Annotated in this window: 23 protein-coding genes; 6 read left to right on the plus strand and 17 right to left on the minus strand. The window is 67.0% G+C overall.

The features are described 5' to 3' along the window. Positions 1 to 54 precede the first annotated feature (54 nt). The 8 genes from AC1DFR_RS01560 to AC1DFR_RS01595 form a co-directional block, all read right to left on the minus strand. The gene (locus AC1DFR_RS01560) at positions 55 to 1,044 is read right to left on the minus strand and encodes a cyclase family protein (RefSeq protein ID WP_476855917.1); all 990 of its coding nucleotides are present in this window, start codon (positions 1,042 to 1,044) and stop codon (positions 55 to 57) included. After that, a complete protein-coding gene (locus AC1DFR_RS01565; protein ID WP_476855918.1) occupies positions 1,041 to 1,298 on the minus strand; it encodes a hypothetical protein in 258 nt (85 codons plus the stop codon). The genes AC1DFR_RS01560 and AC1DFR_RS01565 overlap by 4 nt, the downstream gene beginning before the upstream one ends. 12 nt (positions 1,299 to 1,310) lie before the next feature. Beyond that, positions 1,311 to 2,648 (minus strand): TRAP transporter large permease subunit, encoded by a 1,338-nt coding sequence (locus tag AC1DFR_RS01570; RefSeq protein ID WP_476855919.1) that lies wholly within the window; start codon positions 2,646 to 2,648, stop codon positions 1,311 to 1,313. A gap of 81 nt (positions 2,649 to 2,729) precedes the next feature. Next, positions 2,730 to 3,518, minus strand: coding sequence for an NAD(P)-dependent oxidoreductase (locus AC1DFR_RS01575; RefSeq protein ID WP_476855920.1), 789 nt, complete (start codon positions 3,516 to 3,518; stop codon positions 2,730 to 2,732). 20 nt (positions 3,519 to 3,538) lie between these two features. Then, positions 3,539 to 4,168, minus strand: a complete 630-nt coding sequence (locus AC1DFR_RS01580) for an RraA family protein (RefSeq protein ID WP_476872551.1) — start codon at positions 4,166 to 4,168, stop codon at positions 3,539 to 3,541. Positions 4,169 to 4,204: 36 nt separating this feature from the next. Further along, positions 4,205 to 5,206 carry a tripartite tricarboxylate transporter substrate binding protein gene (locus AC1DFR_RS01585; RefSeq protein WP_243177689.1) on the minus strand — a complete coding sequence of 334 codons (1,002 nt, stop codon included), beginning with the start codon at positions 5,204 to 5,206 and terminating at the stop codon, positions 4,205 to 4,207. Positions 5,207 to 5,270: 64 nt separating this feature from the next. Next, on the minus strand, positions 5,271 to 6,773 hold the full coding sequence (locus AC1DFR_RS01590) for a tripartite tricarboxylate transporter permease (protein WP_476872127.1): 1,503 nt from the start codon (positions 6,771 to 6,773) through the stop codon (positions 5,271 to 5,273). 2 nt (positions 6,774 to 6,775) lie between these two features. Continuing rightward, on the minus strand, positions 6,776 to 7,279 hold the full coding sequence (locus tag AC1DFR_RS01595; protein WP_476872552.1) for a tripartite tricarboxylate transporter TctB family protein: 504 nt from the start codon (positions 7,277 to 7,279) through the stop codon (positions 6,776 to 6,778). A gap of 122 nt (positions 7,280 to 7,401) precedes the next feature. Between AC1DFR_RS01595 and AC1DFR_RS01600 the strand changes: the two genes are divergently transcribed. Then, on the plus strand, positions 7,402 to 8,205 hold the full coding sequence (locus AC1DFR_RS01600) for an IclR family transcriptional regulator (RefSeq protein WP_476855923.1): 804 nt from the start codon (positions 7,402 to 7,404) through the stop codon (positions 8,203 to 8,205). A 196-nt stretch (positions 8,206 to 8,401) separates the two neighbouring features. Here the strand turns inward: AC1DFR_RS01600 and AC1DFR_RS01605 are convergent, their stop codons facing one another. Together AC1DFR_RS01605 and AC1DFR_RS01610 are read right to left on the minus strand one after the other, a co-directional pair. Further along, a complete protein-coding gene (locus tag AC1DFR_RS01605) occupies positions 8,402 to 9,556 on the minus strand; it encodes a thiolase family protein (protein ID WP_476872651.1) in 1,155 nt (384 codons plus the stop codon). A gap of 118 nt (positions 9,557 to 9,674) precedes the next feature. Next, entirely contained in the window at positions 9,675 to 11,087 is a 1,413-nt protein-coding gene (locus tag AC1DFR_RS01610) for a class I adenylate-forming enzyme family protein (RefSeq protein ID WP_476872553.1), read from the minus strand. A 58-nt stretch (positions 11,088 to 11,145) separates the two neighbouring features. Between AC1DFR_RS01610 and ypfJ the strand changes: the two genes are divergently transcribed. Then, positions 11,146 to 12,033: a KPN_02809 family neutral zinc metallopeptidase gene (gene ypfJ, locus AC1DFR_RS01615; protein ID WP_476849629.1), complete on the plus strand. Its 888-nt coding sequence runs from the start codon at positions 11,146 to 11,148 to the stop codon at positions 12,031 to 12,033. Between the two features lie 56 nt (positions 12,034 to 12,089). Here the strand turns inward: ypfJ and AC1DFR_RS01620 are convergent, their stop codons facing one another. The 7 genes from AC1DFR_RS01620 to AC1DFR_RS01650 form a co-directional block, all read right to left on the minus strand. Further along, positions 12,090 to 12,686 (minus strand): hypothetical protein, encoded by a 597-nt coding sequence (locus tag AC1DFR_RS01620; protein WP_476872554.1) that lies wholly within the window; start codon positions 12,684 to 12,686, stop codon positions 12,090 to 12,092. A gap of 181 nt (positions 12,687 to 12,867) precedes the next feature. Next, positions 12,868 to 13,200, minus strand: coding sequence for a metal-sulfur cluster assembly factor (locus AC1DFR_RS01625; protein ID WP_018772973.1), 333 nt, complete (start codon positions 13,198 to 13,200; stop codon positions 12,868 to 12,870). A 13-nt stretch (positions 13,201 to 13,213) separates the two neighbouring features. Continuing rightward, positions 13,214 to 14,011: a Fe-S cluster assembly ATPase SufC gene (sufC, locus tag AC1DFR_RS01630; RefSeq protein ID WP_476858597.1), complete on the minus strand. Its 798-nt coding sequence runs from the start codon at positions 14,009 to 14,011 to the stop codon at positions 13,214 to 13,216. Positions 14,012 to 14,099: 88 nt separating this feature from the next. Further along, positions 14,100 to 14,459, minus strand: a complete 360-nt coding sequence (locus tag AC1DFR_RS01635) for a non-heme iron oxygenase ferredoxin subunit (RefSeq protein WP_223917407.1) — start codon at positions 14,457 to 14,459, stop codon at positions 14,100 to 14,102. 31 nt (positions 14,460 to 14,490) lie between these two features. Next, positions 14,491 to 15,777, minus strand: a complete 1,287-nt coding sequence (gene sufD / locus AC1DFR_RS01640) for a Fe-S cluster assembly protein SufD (RefSeq protein WP_476855926.1) — start codon at positions 15,775 to 15,777, stop codon at positions 14,491 to 14,493. Continuing rightward, positions 15,777 to 17,240, minus strand: coding sequence for a Fe-S cluster assembly protein SufB (gene sufB / locus AC1DFR_RS01645; protein ID WP_476872555.1), 1,464 nt, complete (start codon positions 17,238 to 17,240; stop codon positions 15,777 to 15,779). Before sufB ends, sufD begins: the two co-directional genes overlap by 1 nt. Next, a complete protein-coding gene (locus AC1DFR_RS01650) occupies positions 17,240 to 18,103 on the minus strand; it encodes a helix-turn-helix transcriptional regulator (protein ID WP_476858598.1) in 864 nt (287 codons plus the stop codon). Before AC1DFR_RS01650 ends, sufB begins: the two co-directional genes overlap by 1 nt. Before the next feature lie 171 nt (positions 18,104 to 18,274). On the opposite strand from AC1DFR_RS01650, the gene AC1DFR_RS01655 reads away from it, so the two are divergent. The 4 genes from AC1DFR_RS01655 to AC1DFR_RS01670 all read left to right on the plus strand — a co-directional run bounded on the left by AC1DFR_RS01655 (position 18,275) and on the right by AC1DFR_RS01670 (position 21,815). Next, positions 18,275 to 19,243, plus strand: coding sequence for an ABC transporter ATP-binding protein (locus AC1DFR_RS01655; RefSeq protein ID WP_028275511.1), 969 nt, complete (start codon positions 18,275 to 18,277; stop codon positions 19,241 to 19,243). Then, a complete protein-coding gene (locus tag AC1DFR_RS01660; protein ID WP_230008147.1) occupies positions 19,240 to 20,052 on the plus strand; it encodes an ABC transporter permease in 813 nt (270 codons plus the stop codon). The genes AC1DFR_RS01655 and AC1DFR_RS01660 overlap by 4 nt, the downstream gene beginning before the upstream one ends. Before the next feature lie 7 nt (positions 20,053 to 20,059). Beyond that, complete coding sequence (locus AC1DFR_RS01665) at positions 20,060 to 21,004, plus strand: COX15/CtaA family protein (RefSeq protein ID WP_476872556.1); 945 nt, start codon at positions 20,060 to 20,062, stop codon at positions 21,002 to 21,004. 307 nt (positions 21,005 to 21,311) lie between these two features. Then, complete coding sequence (locus tag AC1DFR_RS01670) at positions 21,312 to 21,815, plus strand: hypothetical protein (RefSeq protein ID WP_476855930.1); 504 nt, start codon at positions 21,312 to 21,314, stop codon at positions 21,813 to 21,815. Positions 21,816 to 21,932 lie beyond the last annotated feature (117 nt).

Below are 21,932 nucleotides of genomic sequence, written 5' to 3' on the forward strand. Positions count from 1 at the left end.
GCTGCCTCCCCCGGTGGACATGCCCTCCCCTGGCCGCAGCCAGTGGACCTGCCCTCACGTCGCTGCGGTGGCGTTCGCAGGTGACCCGGTGCCGCCGGTGATGTTCAGCGGTTTGATGCTGACGAAGGCGTCCCAGGTTCCGGTCTTCTTCATGTGTCGGCTGAGGGGTCCCAGCTTCCAGAGTTCGCCGAGCGGCATGCCGAGTTTGGCCAAGAGCTGTTGGTGCATCATGCCGTGGTCGTTGGGCGCCGATAACAGAAAGGGGCTTTCGGGAATGACGGGCAGGCATTCGAGGGCGAAGTTGTCGGCGGCAATCAGCGCGAGGCGGTGGTCCCAGGCCCAGGCGACGAATTCCTGTGATTGGGCGATGCCGGTGGCGCGGCGGCTCTCCCGGGTCTGTTGCTTGTCCGCCATGGTCAGGGCCAGGAACCATTCACACCATCCGGTGTGGAGCATGAGGATGTCGCCCGGCTGGATGGTGAGGGATTGGGCCTGGATGGCTGCCTGGATCAGGTCAAGCCCGAGGGGCTCACCTGCTGTGTGGTCAATGGGAGTGCCTTCGCCGGTGCGGTAGCCGTCGAGGTCGACGAGCACTCCCCTGCCGACGATGGGTTTGTCAGCCCATTCCTGGATGCCGAGGTCCGGGGTGCCTTCCGTAATCCGGTCATCGCGGGTGCCGTTGTAGAAGCCGATGTCGTCTGCCCGGCGGTGCCGGAGCCCGTCGACCTGCGTGGATCCCTGGAGGTAATACCCGTCCAGGTAGTCGTCCCGGTGGGCCGGGTGGGAGGAGTAGATGGTGTGACGAGGGGCGCTGCGCTTGAGTGACATTCCGGGATCGAAGGCATCGGCCGGGTAGTCCAGGCCGAAGACCACGCCGGTCCTGATGCAGTTCCTGGCCTCCAGGGTGGTGTCCTGCGTGATGAAGGACGGCGTTCCGCGGTCAGGTTGGGGAAACAGCCCCCACGACGTCCCGGATAGCGCGCCCTCCCGTTCGAGAAGTTCGGCGAAGGACGGGTAGGTTCCGGATTCCCTGGTGTCGGTCATCGCGTCGCTGCCTTCTGGGGAGTCTGTTCTTTGTTTTCGTAGCGCTTGTAGTTGAGGAAGAACCCGGCGATCGCACAGATCGATGCCGCAAGGCACATCGGGGGCTTGACGGATTCGTTGAAGAATACGAGCCATTCGCTCTGGCCGGCGGCAAGGGCGATGGCCTGGCCCGTCACGAACAGGACTCCGCCGGCGAGGAGGGCGGCGAGGCTCACGATGAAGATGACTTCGATGGCTCGTCTGATCTTGTGCATGTCGCGGTTCCTTTAGATCGGCAGGATGCCGAGGATGATGAGCACGCCGATGCCCAGCAGGGGCAGGGCGTAGTGGGTGAGCAGTCGGGCGAAGGTTTTGATCGGGTCCACGTCCGCGATGCCGCAGGCGACATACAGGGGCGCGCCTCCGGGGGGAACGGCGGCTTCGCAGGATGAGAAGACGAGCACGGCGACGGCGGCGGTGGTCGCCGGAACACCGGCGCTAACGAGTGTGGCGACACCGACGGTTCCGACGGCGGCCATGGTGGCCGTGGCGGAGAGGGGCGCGGCGACGGCGATGACGATCAGCCCGATGAGGATGGCGAGGAGCCACAGGGGCAGGTTCATCCGGTTGAGCAGTGCCGTCATTTGCTGGGGCAGGCCGGTGGCGGCGAGGGCGTTGGCGCCGGCGAAGGCGAAGACGACAGTGATGCCGACGATCCCGAACCTCGGGGCGGACTCCTGCAGCAGGGTCCACCAGCCCCGGCCGCTGCGTGGGAGGTTTTTTCGGCCGAGGACGGCGCCGGTGATGATCAGGACCACCGGGATCCAGACGATGATGCTCAGGGACTTGGTGATGTCTCCGCCGGTCCAGTCCGACAGTGCGGTGGCGATGAAGCCGGAGGTGATGATCAGTGGGATGGCCACCACGACGAACAAAAGCAGCGTGGCCCAGCCGCGGCCGAACGCCGCCCGGACCGGCAACCGGTGCGCGGCATCCAAGGGTGTCATCCCGCTCTTGCGGATCAGCAGCCAGGTGACGATCAGCCGGTGCAGGAAGCACCACAGCCCGCCGATGAACAGCGGAAGCACGAGTTCATTGACGTTGAGCAGGGGCCCGACTGTGGCGGAGCCGACCAGGACGAACATCGAAGCGCTGAACGGGAAAGTGATGCCCATTCCGGCGTTTCCCGCGACGAGGGTCGCGGCCGCGGGCTTGTCGAGCCGGGACTTTTCCATCCACGGGATGGTCACGGAACCCACGGTCGCGGCGATCGCCGCCTGGTTGTGGACCACCCCGCCGAGGCCTGCCGACGCCACGGTGGACACCCAGGCGGGGCCTCCCTTGGTACCGCCGATCAGTGAGTTCAACAGGTCGATGAGCCGGTCCAGCACTCCGGTCTTGTCCAGCAGGTACCCCATGAAGACGAACGCCATGGTGGCGTAGACGATTTCATCAGTCACCGCCGTGTAAAGGGAGGACCAGCCGATCTGCGCCGCTGTGACCCCCGTGAAAGGCAGGACGACCAGGAATCCGAGGATCATGGCCTCTCCAACGCTGCGCTTGAGAAGGGTCGTCCACAGCAGGATGACGGCCAGATAGGCTGCCAGGGCCCAGATGCCGATCATGCTGCTGCTCCTGACGGGGTAGTGCTGGTTTGCGGATGGTTCATCATTGATTCCTGTAAACGATTCTGCCTGAGGTCGGGGTCAGCGCAAGGCCGGCGCCGCCTGTGCTGATTTCTCGGCGATGCGCGTAAGTGCCGCAGCGGAGGCTGTGGTCATTTCGGCGGGGACTCCGAGGTCGGTGAGGTAGCCGGCAGTGTCCTGCATCTCCTTGGAACGGCGCAGGGCGTGCTTGGCTGTGCCGGTGAGGAACCTGTCGATGACTGCCTGGCCGTCCCCCGCCAGCTGCCTGGCGATCTGACTCCGGATCCAATCTTCCAGTCCCGCGGCCCGTCCCGCCGTGACGGCTTCGACCACCACGGAGGCCAGGCCTTTCATCAAGACGCTGCGGAGCAGTTTGTGGGCCATCGCGGCCCCGGGCTCGCCGTCGGCGATTTCGACCTCGGCACCAAGCGGCGCCAGGAGATCGGCAACGGCCCGGGACCCCGGGCCACTGACCATCAGCGGGGTCTTCTCGCCCAGCGCGGCTACGGGCCCGAGGATGGCGACGTCAACGAAGAGTGCCGGACTGGGCAACTGCCCAAGTTCCCGCATGACGTGCGGTGAGGACGAGGTGAAGTCGGCATAGCAGCTGCCCTCCGGCAAAACGGGCAGGCATTCCTGGGCCACACTGCGGGCTGCGGCCGCTCCGGTGAGGACCAGGACAACGTCTGCGCCAAGGCACGCCTCGGCCGCGGTTGCTGCCCTGGTGACGCCGGCCGGGGTGGATGGTGCGACGGGATCAAATCCTGTGACGCTGTGGCCTGCCGCAATGAGTGCAGTCGCGTAGGTGGCTCCGGCTTCGCCGAGGCCGATGATGGTGCACGCGGTCATAGTTTTCTGTCTTTCTTGCTTTAGTGTCGGTCGGCGATGATGGCGGCCCGGCGGGTGGTTTCGTCGTCGAAGACTGCTTCGGCGGCTTCGGCTACAGCAATTGCCTGTTCCCTGGGGATGACGACGACGCCGTCGGAGTCGCCGATGATGATGTCCCCGGGCAGGACGGGGATCCCGCCGAAGGAGATGGGCGTGCCGAGACGGGAGGGTCCGTTCTTGTATGGTCCGGCCGGGGTGATGGCGCGGGCAAAGACGGGCATGCCGATCTCGCGAAGGGCTTCGGCGTCGCGGGCTGCCCCGTCCAGGGCGAAGCCGGCGAGGCCAAGATTGATGGCCCGTTCGCCGATGAGCTCGCCCAAAAGTGCCCGGGATTCGTCTCCGCCGCCGGCGACGACGATCACGTCCCCGGCGCGGGCGAGCTGCAGTGCGCGGTGGATGCCCTGGTTGTCCCCGGGGCGTGTCCAGACGGTGAAGGCTGGTCCGGCGAGGCGGGCGCCGGGCCAGATTGCCTGAATGGCTGAGTCCGCGATTCCGAGGCGGTCCATGGCGTCGCCGATGTTGGCGGCGGGAAGTTTGGCAAGGCGGCCTATCAGGTCCCGGTCGGGGCGGACGAAGTTTGCGTCGATGTCCTCAAGGACAGGAGTTGTCATGGTGGATTCTTCCGTGGGTGGCGGCTGGTGGTTGGACTAGTCTTTTTTCTGGACCAGCGGGAGGACCTTCTTGAAGTCCTCTTCCTGTCCGGCCCAGAACTTCTCGTAGTCGGTGCCGGAGAGGTAGCTGGTCTGCAGGCCCAGGGCGCTCATCTTTTCCTTGACGGCAGGATCCTCGATGGCCTTTTGGAGGGCGGCTTCCAGCTTCTTGGCAACGGCGTCCGGCAGCCCGGCCGGTGCGGAGTAACCGCGGACCGTACCGGCTTCCACCTCGTAGCCGGATTCCTGGAAGGTGGGAACGTCAGGCAGCGAGGGTGAGCGTTCGGCGGTCATGATGCCCAGGACCCGGGCCTTGCCCTGCTTGGTCAGGTCGGTCACGTCACTGACGTTGGCAACGAGGACGTCCACGTGCCGGCCGAGGAACGCGGTGGTGGCCTGGGAGGCGCCTTCGGAGAAGTGCACGGGGGCGAATTCGGAGCCGGTGGTTTCCTGGATCTGGGCCAGGGCGAAGTGTTCGCCGGTCTGCAGTCCGGTGGTGCTGGCGGTCATGGATTTCGGGTTTGCCTTGGCGGCGTCGAGGAGTTCCTTCAGCGTCTTGTACGGGCTGTCCGGCTGGACGGCAATGACGGCGGGGTCGATGACCTGACGGCCGAGGGGCTGGAAGCTGGCGCGGGTGTATTTGGCGCCGCGGGCCGGGTCCAGCGGTGAAACGACCACTGACGGTGAGCCGGTCGCGCCGATGGTGTACCCGTCGGGCTTGGCGCTGGTCAGTGCCGTGTAGCCGATCTGTCCGCCGGCGCCTGGCTTGTTGATGACCTCGACGTTGGTGCCGAGTTCCTTCTCCAGGATCGGCTGAACGAGGCGGGCTGCGGTGTCCACGGCTCCGCCGGAGGAGAAGGCAACAATCAGGTCGATGGACTTGCCCTTCTTGGGGAAGTCCTCCCCTGAGGTGTTGGAGGCGCTGGCGTTGGCGCCGCAGCCGGTGAGGGCGATAAGTGCTGCTGCTGCGAAGGCTGCGGTGATTTTATTGCGTGACAAGGGTCTTCTCCTTTGAAGAAATGCGTTGGTGGCTGGTGGGTGTTTGGACGGTGTATTAGGAGGGTCAGGCTTCGGGATCCTCGGTGAGGGCCTTGGGTTTGCGGAACTTGAGCAGCGGGCTGCAGATGATCAGCACGCCGGCGCCGATCAGGACGGCGGAGATGGGGCGGCTGGTGAAGACGCTGAAGTCGCCTTGGGAGATTTCCAGGGATTCGCGTAGTGAGCGTTCCATCAGGGGGCCGAGCACCAGGGTGAGGACCATCGGTGCCAGCGGGATGTCCAGGTTCCTCAGGGCCAGGCCGAGTAGGCCGAAGCCGATCATCACGAACACGTCGAAGACGCTGAAGTTGATGGTGTAGGCGCCGATGACCATGAAGAGCAGGATCAGTGCGGTCAGGATGGGCGTGGGGACGCGCAGGATGGAGGTCCAGAGGCCGACCAGGGGGACGTTGAGGAGCAGCAGCAGCACGTTGCCGATGAAAAGGCTGGCGATGATGGCCCAGGCGATCTCGGAGTGGTCGGTGAACAGCGCGGGCCCAGGGGTCAGGCCCTGTTGCAGGAACGCGCCCATCAGCACGGCGATGGTCGGGGATGCGGGGATGCCGAGGGTGAAGAGCGGGATCAGGGCGGCATTGGCGTGGGCGTTGTTGGCGGTTTCGGGACCGGCGACGCCTTCGACTGCGCCCTTGCCGAGTTGGTGGCGGAAGCGGGAGAACTTCTTTTCCGCGGCATAGGACAGCAGGGACGAGACTGATCCGGTCATGCCGGGAATAAGGCCGAGTCCGAAGCCGACGCCGGTGCCCCGGGCCATGGCGGGGGCGCTGCGGCGCCATTCCGTCCGGGTGGGGAGCAGCGAGCGGAGTCCGGGGGCATGAACCAACGGAGTCTCCGCGTTCTTGCGGTGGGACAGGATTTCGGAGAGCCCGAAGACGCCGACAATGACGGCCACGAAACTAACGCCGTCCAGGAGCCGGTCCATCCCGAAGGTGAAGCGCGGGGCACCCGCAACGGGGTCGATGCCGACCATGGAGATCAGCAGGCCTAGGGCTCCGGAGATGATGGCCTTGACCATGGATTTGCCAGCCAGGGCGACCAGCAGGGAGATGCCGACGACCATGAGGGCGAAGAACTCCGGCGGACCGACGAGCAGGCCCAGTTCGCCCAGGGGCTTAGCAGCAGCGACCAGTCCGATGGTGGCGATGGTTCCGCCGACGAAGGAACCTACTGCGGCCAGGGTCAGCGCCGCACCGGCCCTGCCGAGCTTGGTCATCGCGTAACCGTCGATGGTGGTGATCGCCGACGACGCCTCACCCGGAGTGTTCAAAAGGACACTGGTGATGGTTCCGCCGTACTGGGTGCCGTAGAAAATGGCGCACAGCATGATGATCGAACCGGTGGGGTCCAGGTTCAAAGTGAGCGGGATGAGCAGGGCTACACCGGCCACCGGGCCAACTCCGGGAAGGACCCCAATGATGGTGCCCAGCAGGCAGCCCAGGAAGGCGAAGATCAGATTTTGCCAGGTCATGGCGGCTGCGAAGCCGCCGAGCAGTTCGTTAAGTGTGTCCACGTCTATAGTCCGATCAGGTTCAGCGGAGCGAATGCCGAGACGGGGAGTGCGACGTTCAGCCCGTAGTTGAAGGCATAGAACGCACCGACGCTTCCGGCAAGGGCGATGATCAGGGAGGACACCCAGGTCCGGCGGCCCCGCAGTTTCAGGTGATAGAGCAGGAACAGGAACATGCTCAGCTGAAAGCCCAGCAAATCCATGACGGACGCCACAAGCACAAGGCTGACCGCGACCGCGATCACCAGACCCCTGTCGATCCCCTCGGCCCTCTCGCTCGGCCGGCGCAGCTCCTGGACCAGCCAGAGCGCTGACATCGCGACCAGCACCCCTCCCATGGCGAACGGGAACAGGCCGGGGCCTGGCCCCAACGACGTCCAGAGGCCGAGGCCGACCGAACTGACCAGAACATAGACGCCGACGGCGGTGAACGTGCCGATGCCCGCAAGCACCGACGGAGCGACGCGGATGGCGCGCTCGGGTTTAGTCAGTAGTGACTCCGTTGTCATCGTTTTCCTTCTTACGTTTCGAGACATTCTATTTCATAGAATGAAAGAACATTTCGTCTGAAGAAATAGTGACAGGAGACACAAACGCTGTCAAGCGCAGTGCAGTTACATAGAATGAAACAATGACAGTGACTTCGACACATTCGGCCGGCTCCGCTGAAGAGGGCGGCCCCAAGGCCGGGAACATGCGCTCCCTGTCCAGGTCTATGGAAGTTTTCGCCGAACTCCAACGTGCGGAGCGGCCCCAGCGCCTCAGTGACCTGGCCAGGACCTGCGGCATGAGCCTGCCGACGACGCTGCGGATCCTGCGGGTCCTTCAGGATTTCGGCATGGTCAGCCAGACGGACAAGTCCTACCGGATCGGCCCCGCGGTCCTGCCCGCGGCCCGGAGCTACCTGGAGAACGACCCCCTCGTGGTTGCCGCGCGGCCGATCCTCCAACAGGTGGCCTCCCAGACGGGACTCACGGCATCGCTGTACACCAGGCTGGGCTTTGAAAGGATCCTCGTCGCACGTGTCGACGGCGACTCGCCCCTCCGCTATGACCTGCCGCTGGGTAAGCGGCTCCCCCTCACCGTCGGAGCGGCAGGGAAGATCCTGCTGGCCACCGTTTCCGATGCGGAACTCGGGCAAGTGGTAGCCGCGGCCGTCGCATCCGGCCATGAGGAGAGTACATTTACTGCCGACGAGCTCCGCGCACGCCTGCCTGAGCCCGGCGTCGATTACGCGTATTCGGCCGATGAGCGTGCCACCGGCGTGCTGTCGGTCGCCGTCGCTGTGCCGAACGGAACCCGACGCCCCAGTGAGTCCATGGCACTAACCAGCCCCGTTGAGTCAGCCACCGAAGCCGGCCTCGAGGCCGGCGTTCCTGAACTCCGGCGCGCCGCCGGCCGACTCTCAGAACTCTTGGAAGGGTCCGTCTACTAGGCACGGCCTCACCGCCGCCACGCCACCACGTGCCCGCTCCCCGTGCCCAAGAATGGGCATGTCCTTCCCCGAGGCCACGCCGGGGCATGCCCGCACCGGGTACAGGGACATGCCCTCCCCTGCCCGCAGCCAGTGGACATCTGGCCTATATGTCCATCCTGCGCCGCGAAGAATGGGCATGTCCCCCTCCCGGGGCCTAATTGAGGCGCGCGTAACCCAGCAGCGCGGCCGTGCCCATGCCGCCTGCGATGCTGATCATCGCCAGGGAAAGCTGCCCCGGCTCCGGGGACCTGCGGGCCTGTGCCAGCAGCCGGGTGACCAGTACCGCGCCCGAGGCTCCATAGGCGTGACCGAGGGCCAGGGCGCCGCCGTCGAGGTTCGCCAGCTCTGGGTCAATCCCCAGCTGGTCAAAGCATGCGAGCGTCTGGGCCGCGAAGGCCTCGTTGAATTCCACCAGGCCCACGTCCGCGGCCGTCAGTCCGTATGCCGCGAGGAGCTGTCCGGCCGCCGCGGCCGCGCCGATGCCCAGCAGCTGCGGCGCCACCCCGGCGGTGTCGGTTCCCAGGACCAGCAGCCCGTCGGCGGCACCCAGGTGCCGGGCCCGCTCCATGGACGTGACGAGGACAGCGGCGGCACCGTCGGCGTCGAAACAGGAGTTACCGGCCGTGACCGTGCCGCCGCTGGCAAATACAGGCGGGAAACGGGCCATCAGGGCCGGGCCAAGACTCGGCCGCGGACCGTCGTCGGCTGCCGCGGACCCCCCGGAGCCGGCGGCGAGGGGCACGATTTCGGCGTCGAACCTCCCGTCAGCGGCGGCTGCCAGGGCGCGTTGGTGGCTGCGGAGCGCGAAGGCGTCCTGGCGTTCCCGGCTGATGCCGAAGCGGGCGGCGACGTTTTCGGCCGCCACCCCCATGTCGGGGTCGCCGAGACTGAGAGGCGCGAACTGGGCCCGGCTGTAATAGTCCGGACTGCCGTCGTCGTTGCGGTAGGCCCGGAGCGGAGCCGTGCTGATGCTCTCCACGCCGCCTGCAAGGTACAGGCCGCCGCCGCCCGCCGCGACCAGCCGGGAGGCCAAGACGATCGCGTCCAGACCCGAGCCGCATTGCCGGTCCACGGTGACGCCGGGGACGGTGACCGGCAGGCCCGCCTCCAGCGCGGCGAGCCGGGCCACGTTCCCGCCGCCGCCCACGGCGTTGCCGATCACGACGTCGGTCACGGCCTCTGCGGTTGCGCCGGCGCCGGCATCGGCGAGCAGGCCGCGGAGCACCGGAGCCAGGAGTTCGTGGGCGCGGAGCTTCTTCAGGGCCCCGTTGGCGCGGCACAGCGGCGTCCGGCGCGCGGCGATGATCACCGGCTGCCTGTCCTCGGGCAGCAGCCCCGGGAACGACGGCCCGGGAACAGACCGCCCGGGGAACGGCGTTCCGCGGGTCGGCCGCCCGGGTGCTGCGGGCCCGCTGCCCGCGCGCGGCTCAGCCAAGACGCCGGATCCTGGGATCGTTCCGGGCCACCCAGTCCAGCAGCAGCTGCCGGCTGATTTTGCCGCGGTCCGTCAGGGGCAGCTCAGTCAGCACGAAGTACTCCAGGGGGCGCTTGTTCCGGGCCAGCACATCGTCGATCCCGGACCGCAGCTGTGTGGCGGTGACCGCCCCGTGCGAGGGCACGACGCCGGCCACGACGCGCTGGCCGCGAAGATCGTCAAGCATGCCGGCCGCCACGGCCGCCGCGACGCCCGGGACGGAGGCCAGCGCCATCTCGACCTCATGCGGGTAGACGTTGGTGCCGGCGGTGATGATCATGTCGGAGCGGCGGCCCAGCATGTGCAGGGTCCCGTCGGAGAGGTAGCCCTGGTCCCCCACGGTGAACCAGCCGTCGAAACAGCGTAGCGCCTGGCCGTCGTCACCCCACAGGTAGCCGTTGCTGACCATGCCGCTGCGGACGCAGATGTTGCCGTCGCTGCCGTCCGGGAGTTCGGCGCCGTCGTCGCCGAGGATGCGGATTTCGACGCCGGGAAAGGGCTTCCCGATGCCGGTCCCGCCCGGCTCGACTGGCTCGCCCGGACGCAACCCTGCACCCGAGACGAAGCTGAGCTCGGAGGCGCCGTAGTACTCGAAAATGGTCGCGTTGGGGGCCCAGCGCCGGGCCGCCTCCAGCGTCCGGGCGTCCAGCTTGGAACCGGCGCAGATGATGCTGCGGATGCCGGAGGCATCGACACCGCCGGTAAGGCCCCGCTCGCTGAGCAGCCGGAGCATGGTGGGCACCAGGACCAGGCGGGTGATGCCGTCGTGGCTGACGGCCGCGTGGGCGGCACCGACGTCGAAGTGGTCCAGGCTGTGGAACTCGGCGCCGGCATACAGGCATTCGGCGAGGGCATAGAGGTTCAGGCTTGCCGCGAGCGGCCCGGGAGCCAGGGACTTGTCGTCCTGCGTCAGTGCGAAGAATTCGATGGAGGCCTCGAAGGATTCCTGCCAGGACCGCCGCGAGCGGGTGAACGCTTTGGGCACCGAGGTGGTGCCGGACGTCAGGCCGACCAGGAACGAGGTCTCCGGCGGCCCGTCGACCAGGAACGGGTCCGGCCCGGGAGCTGCACGCGCCGGACCCGTTTCCGTCCCGGCGATGCGGGCGGTGATGCCGTCCTGGAGTTGCTGGGGCCAGGCCGGGTCCAACACGGCGCACTGACGCTCACCAGCCACGGCCGCGGCGAACGCTATGGCGAAGTGGGTTGAATTTTGTTCGGACAGCACAGTGATGGCCGGCGCCGAAGGCACCAGGGCCGCCGCTTTGTCCCGCAGGGCCGACCAGCTGAGGTGCTCTCCGGACACGACGACGGCTGTCTCGTCGGGACGGTCATCGGCCCAGCGCTGGAGTCTGTCGAGAAAAGGCATCGAACCAACTTTAGCGTTGCCGGGCGCCGCGGCTGCGTGTGCGGGATATTGTGACTCCATGAGCTTTAACGACAACGCCCCGCTGGACCCGTCACAAGTCCAGGACCGTCGCGGGATGGGCCGCGGCCCGATGATCGGCGGCGGGATCGGCGGTGGCATCATCCTGCTGCTGGCAGCCCTCTTTGGCATCAACCCCCAGCTTCTCGAGGGTCTGGCCGGCACCGTCCAGGAGCCCCAGTCGCAGAGCCAGGGCTCTGCCCCCGCCTGCCAGACCGGCGCCGACGCCGACGCCCGCCTCGACTGCAGGATCACCGGCACGGTCAACAGCCTGAACGCCTTCTGGCCGGCCTATCTGTCGCAGTACAACACCAAGTACCCGCGGCCGAAGGCCGTGATCTTCACCGGCGGAACCAACACCGGCTGCGGCGCCGCGACCTCGGACGTGGGGCCGTTCTACTGCCCCGTTGACACCACGGCGTACTTCGATCCCGGCTTCTTCCAGGAGCTTGTGGACCGGTTTGGCTCCTCAGGCGGTCCCCTGGCGCAGGAATATGTGGTGGCCCACGAATTCGGCCACCACGTCCAGAACCTGCTTGGCGACCTCGACCGGGCGCAACAGGATCCGCAGGGCCCCGGCTCCGGGGGTGTCCGGGTTGAACTCCAGGCAGACTGCTACGCAGGGCTGTGGGCCCACTATGCAACGACGCAGGCGGATCCCAAGACCGGCCAGCCCTATCTCGACCCCTTCACTGACCAGGACGTGAAGGACGCCCTGTCGGCGGCCTCCGCCGTCGGTGATGACCGCATCCAGAAGGCCGCCACGGGCCGCGTCTCACCGGAGGCATGGACCCATGGCTCAAGTGCCCAGCGGCAGAAGTGGTTCTACCAGGGGTACACCACCGGGGACATCAACAAGTGCGACACGTTCGCGGTGGCAACGCCCTAGCCCCAGCCCCCTGGCCCCAACCCTTCGGCCCAACTCTCGGGCCTAAACCCGAGGCCTCACCCGCGCGGCCGGCGCCGGACCGGGACCTCGACGTAGCTGAGGAATCCGGCGTGGCCCAGGTGCCGGTGCTTTGCGTGCCACACGGGCCGGTATTGGTGCCCGAAGGGGTCGGTCACGAGGACCGATTCCAGCCGGTCGTTTCCGGCCAGGAGGCGGTCGACGTCGGCCAGCGCATTGCGCCGCGTCGCCAGACCGTCGATGTCCAGGCTCCAAAGCCCCAGCTCAGCATCGGTTCCGCGTTCCAGCTGCAGCGTCTCGAACAGTCCGGCCACGAGCCCGGCGAGCCCGACGGGGTCAACCCGTTGCAGCCGGAGGGACTCGGGATGCACGTCACGCGCCTCGGCGAGGGCCTGGCGCAGCCAGTGGAACTCCACCGATCCCAGGGGCGGTCCCATGCGCAGGTGGCGGTTCTCGTCCAGCTCCAGCCGGTAGGTAGTGGCGCTGCGGTCCATGATGCACGGAGCTTCGCCGACATATTCGAAGTCGGCCAGCAGGGCTTCCCGGGACCGGTAGTAGGAGAACTCGCCGCTGTCCTCGACCACCACGAAGTCCTTGCCCGCATCGGAGGGCCGCGGCGGTGGCGTGGCATCCATTCCCGTGTGCCTCCTGTTCGACGGCGTGCCCGGCCCGAAGCGTGTGGACCCGTTGTCTTTATCAGACCACCGCCGGGACGATATGGGAACGGCGGCGGGAACGCCGGAACGAAATGACGACGGCGGCCCCGCCTCAATGAGGTGGGGCCGCCGTCGGCGTAATTAGGGAGGCGGTGGGGACCTAGATGTTGAAGCCCAGGGCGCGCATCTGGTCGCGGCCGTCCTCGGTGATCCGTTCCGGACCCCATGGCGGCATCCACACCCAGTTGAGCCGCCAGTCGTCGACGATCCCGTCCAGGGCCTTGCCGACCTGCTCCTCGATCACGTCGGTGAGCGGGCAGGCAGCGGTGGTGAGCGTCATGTCGATCAGCAGGGCGCCGTCGTCGTCCGAGTACTTCAGACCGTACAGCAGGCCCAGATCAACGATGTTCACCCCGAGTTCCGGGTCGATCACATCCTTGAGCGCCTCTTCGACATCCTCGAGGCCCGTGCGGGCCACATTGAGTTCGGTCATTGCGGAGTCCTAACTACGCCTGGGCTGCAGCCGTGGCGGCAGCGATGGTGGCCGCCCCTGCGCCGGTGGCGTAGCGGTCGTAGCCTTCGTCTTCGAGGCGGTCGGCGAGCTCCGGGCCGCCCTCTTCCACAACCTGGCCATCGACGAACACGTGCACGAAGTCCGGCTTGATGTAGCGCAGGATCCGGGTGTAGTGCGTGATGAGCAGGGTGCCCATGTTGCCTTCGCCGTGGGCGCGGTTGACGCCCTCGGAGACAACCTTGAGCGCGTCGACGTCCAGGCCGGAGTCGGTCTCGTCGAGGATGGCGAACTTCGGCTTGAAGAGCTCGAGCTGGAGGATCTCGACGCGCTTCTTCTCGCCGCCGGAGAAGCCTTCGTTGACGTTGCGCTGGGTGAAGTCGGCGTCGATGCGCAGCTGCGCCATGGCGGCCTTGACGTCCTTGGTCCACGTGCGCAGCTTGGGGGCTTCGCCGTCGATCGCGGTCTTGGCGGTGCGCAGGAAGTTGGTCATGCTCACGCCCGGGACCTCGACGGGGTACTGCATGGCGAGGAACAGGCCGGCGCGGGCGCGCTCGTCGACGCTCATGGCGAGGACGTCTTCACCGTCGAGGGTGATCGTGCCGGAGGTGACGTTGTAGCGCGGGTGCCCGGCGATGGTGGACGCCAGCGTGGACTTGCCGGAGCCGTTGGGGCCCATGATGGCGTGCGTCTCGCCGGTCCTGATGGTCAGGCTGACGCCCTTCAGGATTTCCTTGGTGCCCTGCTCGGTGTCAATGCTGACGTGCAGGTCCTTGATCTCAAGAGTCGACATGTGTCTTGTTCTCCTCTGCACCGTGCCCTCGGCACTGTGCGTTTTCTTGGCGATAAGTTTTCTTGTGCGGGTTGCCGGCTGCAGGCAGCTAGCTGAAGTTGGGAGCCTCGGCGCCGTTCAGGACGTTGGTGAAGTCCACGTAGACCTCGTCATCCAGGACGGTCACGGCAAACACGGGAACGGGATCATAGGCCGGCAGCTGGAGCGGCTCGCCGCTGCGCAGGTCGAACTGGGAGCCGTGGCCCCAGCACTCGATCTTGCAGCCTTCGACTTCTCCTTCGGAGAGCGAAATGTCCGCGTGCGAGCAGGTGTCGCCGATGGCGTGGATCTCCCCCATCGAGTCCTTCACGATCGCTACCGGGTAGTCGTCGATCAGGATCCGCAGCGCCTGCTTGAGTTGGATCTCGCTGGCGTTGCAGACTAGCTCGCCCTTTGGCTGTTCAGTCATTGATGTCGTCCGTGTTCTCTGGTGCTGCGCACTAGTGGTTGGTCGCCGCGAGTTCGCGCTCGACGGCTTCCGTGAGGCGCTCTTCGATGGCCGGAACGTTGATCTTCTGGATGATCTCGTTCAGGAACCCGCGGACCACCAGGCGGCGGGCCACCTCTTCCGGGATGCCACGGGCCATCAGGTAGAACAGGTGCTGATCATCGAATCGTCCGGTGGCGCTGGCGTGGCCGGCGCCGGCGATCAGGCCGGTCTCAATCTCAAGGTTCGGCACGGAATCGGCGCGGGCACCGTCGGTCAGGACCAGGTTGCGGTTGGCCTCGTAGGTGTCGGTGCCTTCTGCTTCCTTGCGGATCAGAACGTCACCGACCCACACGGTGTGCGCGTTGCGGCCCTGCAGGGCGCCCTTGTACAGGACGTTGGACTTGCAGTTGGCCACGGCGTGGTCAACGAACAGGCGCTGCTCGAGGTGCTGGCCGGCGTCGGCGAAGTACAGGCCGAACAGTTCCACTTCGGCGCCCGGGGCGGTGAAGCGTGCCGAAGGCGTGACCCGCACAAGGTCGCCGCCGAGGCTGACCACAATGTGCTTGAACTTCGCGTCGCGGCCGAGCTTCGCCTGCTGGGAGGAGGCGTGGACGGCGTCGTCGTTCCATTCCTGGAGCGAGATGACGGTCAGCTGCGCGCCGTCCTCAACGAGGATTTCGATGTTTTCCGAGACGACGGCGGTGCCCTGGTGGTCCAGGACGACGACGGACTTGGAGAACTTTTCCGCGACGATCACGACGTGCTGCGCGGAAGCTTCGGTGCCCTGGCCGGTCAGCAGCACGCTGACCTCGCCCTCCACCTCGACCTCGGACGGGACCGTGATGACGGTGGCCTCGGCGAAGTTCTCCCAGGCGTTCGCGGAGACGCGGTCCTCGGGGATGGCGGCGGAGCCGATCCGGCGGTCGTCACGGCCGACGGTCTCGACCCTGACGCTGTCCGGAGCGGTGACGCTCACGGCCGGCGCCGCACCGGTGAGGACCTCGGTGTGCAGGCCGCGGAGGCGCTTGAGCGGGGTGAAGCGCCAGTCCTCCTCCATGCCGGTCAGCGGTTTGAAGTCCGCCAGCTTGTAGGAGGTCAGGCGGCCGGCGCGTGAGCTGTCCGGTACGCCGACGCCGCCGCCGTGCGAGTGGCGCTTGACGGCTTCGCCGGCCAGCGGCGCCTTGGACTCCGCGGCGTTCAGCGGTGAGAGGCTTTCGCCTTCCTCGGTGAAGCCGTTGATGAACGGCTGGGCTGAGGGCGCGCCGATGCGGGCCTTTTCAGTAGTGATGTCAGTCATTAACCGACCGATCCTTCCATCTGCAGTTCAATCAGTCGGTTCAGCTCGAGGGCGTATTCCATCGGCAGTTCGCGGGCAATCGGCTCGATGAAGCCGCGGACGATCATCGCCATGGCCTCGTCTTCGCGCATGCCGCGGGACATCAGGTAGAACAGCTGCTCTTCGCTGACCCGCGAGACCGTGGCCTCGTGGCCCATCGTGACGTCGTCCTCGCGGATGTCGATGTACGGGTAGGTATCCGACCGGCTGATGGTGTCCACCAGGAGGGCGTCGCAGCGGACCGTGTTGGCCGAGTGCTTGGCGCCTTCGCGGACCTGGACCAGGCCGCGGTAGGCAGCACGGCCGCCGCCGCGGGCCACGGACTTGGAGATGATCGAGCTCTTGGTGTTGGGCGCGATGTGGACCATCTTGGAGCCGGTGTCCTGGTGCTGGCCTTCGCCGGCGAACGCGATGGACAGGGTCTCGCCCTTGGCGCCTTCGCCCACGAGGTAGACGGCCGGGTACTTCATGGTGACCTTGGAGCCGATGTTGCCATCGATCCACTCCATGGTGGCGTTCTCTTCGCAGATGGCGCGCTTGGTGACCAGGTTGTACACGTTGGTGGACCAGTTCTGGATGGTCGTGTAGCGGACGCGGGCGCCCTTCTTCACGATGATTTCCACGACGGCGGAGTGCAGCGAGTCCGAGGTGTAGATCGGCGCGGTGCAGCCTTCGATGTAGTGGACGTAGGAGTCCTCGTCGGCAATGATCAGCGTGCGCTCGAACTGGCCCATGTTTTCCGTGTTGATGCGGAAGTAGGCCTGCAGCGGGATGTCCACGTGGACGCCCTTGGGCACGTACACGAAGGAACCGCCGGACCAGACGGCCGTGTTCAGCGACGCGAACTTGTTATCGCCCACCGGGATGATGGTGCCGAAGTACTCCTGGAAGATCTCCGGGTGTTCGCGCAGCGCGGTGTCGGTGTCCAGGAAGATGACGCCCTGGGCTTCCAGGTCCTCGCGGATCTGGTGGTAGACCACTTCAGACTCGTACTGGGCGGCGACGCCGGAGACGAGGCGGCTGCGCTCGGCTTCCGGGATGCCCAGCTTCTCGTAGGTGTTCCGGATGTCCTCGGGCAGGTCCTCCCAGGTGGCGGCCTGCTTCTCGGTGGAGCGCACGAAGTACTTGATGTTGTCGAAGTCGATGCCGGACAGGTCCGCGCCCCAGGTGGGCATGGGCTTGCGGTCGAAGTACTTCAGGCCCTTGAGCCGGAGGTCGAGCATCCATTCCGGCTCGTTCTTCTTGGCCGAAATATCGCGAACAACATCCTCATTGATACCGCGGCGGGCGTTGGCCCCGACGTCGTTCTTGTCGGCCCAGCCGTACTCATAGGTGCCAATTCCGTGGAGCTCGGGATTCTTTTCCAGAATCTCCGAAATCACAGTAGAGTCAGCAACCTTCTTCTCTGATAGTTGGTCCGTCATCACGGCCTTTCTTGGAGATGGTTGGATACTTCGTCCGGGTTGACCGGTGCAGCGGGACTGGGAGTCCCGACGGCGGCCGGACGGCCCGTAGGTATGTGGGTGGTGCAGACGTGCCCGCCGCGCGCCAGGGTGGACAGCCGGCGCACATCGACGCCGACCAGCCGGGAGAACACTTCGGTCTCCACGTCGCAGAACACGGGGAACTGGGCAGCCAGGTGCTGGATGGGGCAGTGCCCCTGGCAGAGCTGGACGCTGGAGAGCGCCGCCGGGAGCGGGGCCTTGGCTTCGATCGACTGCGCCGAGGCGACGAACCCGTCGCGGCTCAGCGCCGCGGAGAGAGCCTGGGCGCGGGCCGTGATGTCCGGTCCGGCCTGCTCGATCTCCGGTGCGTAGCGGCGCTCCATGTCGGCGAACCGCTCGACGGCGAACTGCCGCACGGCCTCGGGGCCGGCCGCCTCGCCGAGCCGGCGCAGCGCCACGGAGGCGATGTCGAGGTAGTCGTTGCCCAGGTTCGACTGGCCCTGGGAGCTCAGGACGTAGCGGCGGGCGGGCCGTCCGGCGCCGGCACCGGCGCGGGCAACCCGCTTGACCTCAATCACTCCGGTGCGCGCGAGGTGGTCCAGGTGGCGGCGCACGGCGGCCGGAGTGAAGCCCAGGAGGTCGCCGAGTTCGGCCGCGCTGATGGGTCCGTGCTCCAGCACCGCGTTCAGGACGCGGTCACGCGTGCGCTCTTCGGCGTCGTGCGTGTGGGTGCCGGCAGCCGCGGGAACGGCGTCCGGAACGGCCGCCACGTGTACCCGGGCAGGCCGGACGCGCGCGGCGCCGCGCCCGGACGGGACTGCGGACGCAGCGGCTCCGGACACAGGGCCTCCGGACACAGCTGCTCCAGACACAGCGGCTCCGGACACAAGGGGGCTCATGGAATACACAACACAATCATGTCGTAATTTAGTCCGGCATTCCAGTAAGGCATGGCTTGCCTGCGGGACGCCCCCTCCGGGGAGCCGACGTACTACATCGCGTAGAATGCTGTGGTGCGATCTCCCGAATCCCCCGTTCTGACCATCAGCGGGCTTGTCAAGGATGTTGGTCCACTGCCCACCCTCGACGGCAAGATGCTGCGCGTGGTCAGCGGCCTTTCCCTCATCGCCGAACGCGGCCAAGTCACGGCCCTGCTCGGCGCCAATGGCGCGGGCAAGACCACCACCATCGAATGCGCCCAGGGGCTGCAAAAGCGCACCGCCGGCGCCATCAGCCTACTCGGCCACGATCCGGATTCGGCGGGCGCGGGCCTCCGCGCCCGGGTGGGCGTGATGCTGCAGGACGGCGGCCTGCCGCCGTCGGCCCGGCCCATCCCCCTGCTGCGGCACATCGCCGGCATGTACCAGGACCCGTGGCCGGTGGATGAACTCATCGGCCGCCTGGGCATCGACTCCTTCAGCCGCACCAACGTGCGGCGCCTGTCCGGCGGGCAGAAACAGCGCCTCGCCCTGGCCGCGGCGCTGGTCGGCAATCCGGAGGTCCTGTTCCTCGACGAGCCCAGCGCGGGCCTCGACCCGCAGTCCCGCCAAATGGTCTTCGATCTCATCTCCGAACTGCGGAACAGCGGCATGGGCATCATCCTGACGACGCACCTGATGGACGACGCCCAGCGGCTGGCGGACTATGTCTACATCATCGACGCCGGCCGCAACGTCGCCGAGGGCACCGTCGCCCAGCTCCTGCGCCACCAGCTCCCGGCGGGCGACGCGTCGCAGCACATACGCACCTTGTTGTTCGAAACCGAACCAGGCCTGGACTTCGCCGGCGTGCTGCCCGACGGCGTCGACGTCACCGAGGCGCGGGCTGGCAGTTACGCCGTGACCGGAGCCCTGACCCCCGCCGACCTCGCCGCGATCACCGCGTGGTGGGCCCAGCGCGGAATCATGCCCAGCTCCCTGAGCCTTGAAGCGCGCAGCCTCGAGGACGTCTTCCTGGACATCTCCGGAAGGGAGATCCGATGAACCGCGTAACAGGTGGTGCCCCGCTGGAGAGCGCACGCCGTGCCGGCGCGCCCCCCGCCGCGCATGGCAGCGCGCCCGCTTCCCTGCTGCGCCGCATCCTGCTGCAGGGGCAGTACGAGACAGTCACCATGCTCAGGAACGGCGAGCAGCTGATCCTCGCGATCGTGCTGCCGCTGCTGGCCATGGTTGGGCTGACCGTGACGCCGCTGCTGGACGGGCTCGGTTCGAGCCGCATCAATGTCGCCGTCCCCGGCATCCTGGCCCTGTGCGCCATGTCCACGGCCTTCACCGGGCAGGGCATCTCCACCGGCTTCGACCGCCGCTACGGCGTCCTGCGCTTTCTTTCCACGACACCTCTGGGCCGCACCGGCCTGATTGCGGGGAAGGTCCTGGCCGTCCTGGCGGTGCTGTTCCTGCAGGTGCTCATCGTGACCGCGGTGGCCGTGCTGCTGGGCTGGCAGCCCAATCCCGCGGGCTGGCTGCCCGGACTGGCCATCCTGATCCTCGGCGCCGCCGCCTTCACGGCACTCGGGCTGCTGGTCGCCGGGACGGTCCGGCCGGAGGCGACCCTGGCCATCACCAACCTGCTCTGGATCCTGCTCGGCGCGCTGGGCGGAATCGTGATTCCGGCCGAACGGCTCCCGGCGCTGGCCCAGGCCGTGGTGCATTTCCTCCCCTCCGGCGCGCTGGGCCAGGCGCTGAGGGATGCTTTCCTGTACGGCAGCGTCAATGGTGCCGCCGTTCTTGTCCTGCTGCTCTGGACGGCGATCGCCGGCGGCGCAGCAACCCGTTGGTTTAAGTGGAATTGAGAAAACTGTGAGCACGGCGTCACGAACTCCCCGGATTGTCTCCGGAATCACCTCCCGGCTGCCAGTCCGCGTCGATAAGACGATCAGGCGGCTGGCCGTGCTGTCCCTCATTGGCCAGATCGTCCTGGTGGTGACCGGCGGTGCCGTCCGCCTGACGGCCTCGGGCCTTGGCTGCCCCACGTGGCCGCGCTGCACGGAGGGATCCCTGACGACCACCCCGGAAATGGGGATGCACGGAATCATCGAATTCGGCAACCGGCTCCTGACGTTTGCGCTGGCGGCCGTCGCCGTGATGATGCTGGTCTATCTGTGGAACCTCCGCAAGGAGCGCCGCGACCTCTTCCTGCTGGCCCTCGGCCTGCTCGCCAGCATCCCGGCCCAGGCCGTCATCGGCGGCATCACGGTGCTGACCCAGCTGAACCCATGGGTCGTAGGCCTGCACTTCCTCGTGTCCATGGCCCTCGTGGTCCTGGCGACCCTTCTGGTGAACCGGGCGTACGGCCGCACGGGCAAGGCCCGGACCGTGCAGCTTCCCGCCCTGCCGGGCGTTGCCCGCCCGGTGATGACCGCCGTCGCGGTCCTCTCCGCCGTCGCGGTCTGCCTCGGTGTGGTGGTGACCGGCGCCGGTCCGCATGCCGGGGACGCGAACGCCCCGCGCAACGACCTCGACTGGGACCTGTTCGCGCACATCCACGCCGTGCCCGCCTACCTGGTGACCGCTGGCGCGCTGTTCGCGTTGGTCCTTGTGGTCCGCGGGCGGATTCGGGGGCCGTTCCGCTCCGCGGTGTTCATGCTCCTGGGCGTCACGGGGCTGCAGGCCGCAATCGGCTTCACGCAGTACTACAACGGCATCCCGGCGCTGCTCGTCGGCGCTCACATGCTGGCGGCGGCACTGCTGATGAGCGCGGCGACCAACGCCGCGGACCTCGCCCGCTACAGCCCGGTGGACTAACCGGTGGACTAATCAGCCGCAGCACCCCTGAACAAAGCATCGCGGGGTCACTTACCGCCCTTCCGGCACGTCCGGACGGGCCGTAAGTGGCCCCGCGTTTGCTGTCTGTTGCTGTCTGGGCCCTCGAACGGGCGCTGCGGCAACAATGACCAGTAGCGCATTCACCTCCCGGGGGCTGGCCTTGACGGGATTTCCGGGTGGACTATGGGATGGCATGGATATGGATCGTCGCGGCCGTGGGCTTTCCTCGTTCGTTCCCGTGACGCTGACCGGAAGGCCTTCTCTGATGCAAGCGACAGAACCGACCGTGCCTCCTTCACCCTCAGCCCGCCAACGCGCGGCGAGCCTCAAAGAACGTGTATACATCATCTTCACGAGCCTGGCCGTGGTGTTGGCGCTTCGGAGTCACGCGGACGAGACCACGCCGCTGGCAGCGGCGGCGACGCTCAGCATCGTGGTGATCGGCTCCCTGCTGGGGATTTTCGTCGCCGACCTCCTGAGCCACCTGACTGTTCATTCGAAGCTTCCCACCGGTGAGGAGCTGCACCACATGATCGCGGTCAGCGCGGGCGGCCTCGGCGTCCTGGTCACCCCGCTGCTCCTCCTCACGGCAGCCGGCCTCGGTCTGTGGTCGACGGCCGTTGCCCTCGGGTGGGCAGTCGCTGTTCTGGTTGTTTCGCTCGGCATCGTCGGGTTCCTCGCGATCCGCCGCCTCGAGATCCCGCTCCGTCACAAGGCCGCCATCATGTTCGCCGAAGTCGTGTTGAGCCTGCTGGTAATCGGGCTGGAGCTGGTGGCCCACAATCTCTAAAGAAGCCTAGAGGCGTCGCCCCTCGACGCCCGGTTACCGGCCGGTCACTTGTCCAAACAGGAAAGATTTCGGAATACTGGAAGGTGTGGCCCCTTTTCGGGCCCGCCCTACAACCAA

It is taken from the genome of Arthrobacter sp. 05T410, assembly GCF_056396505.1.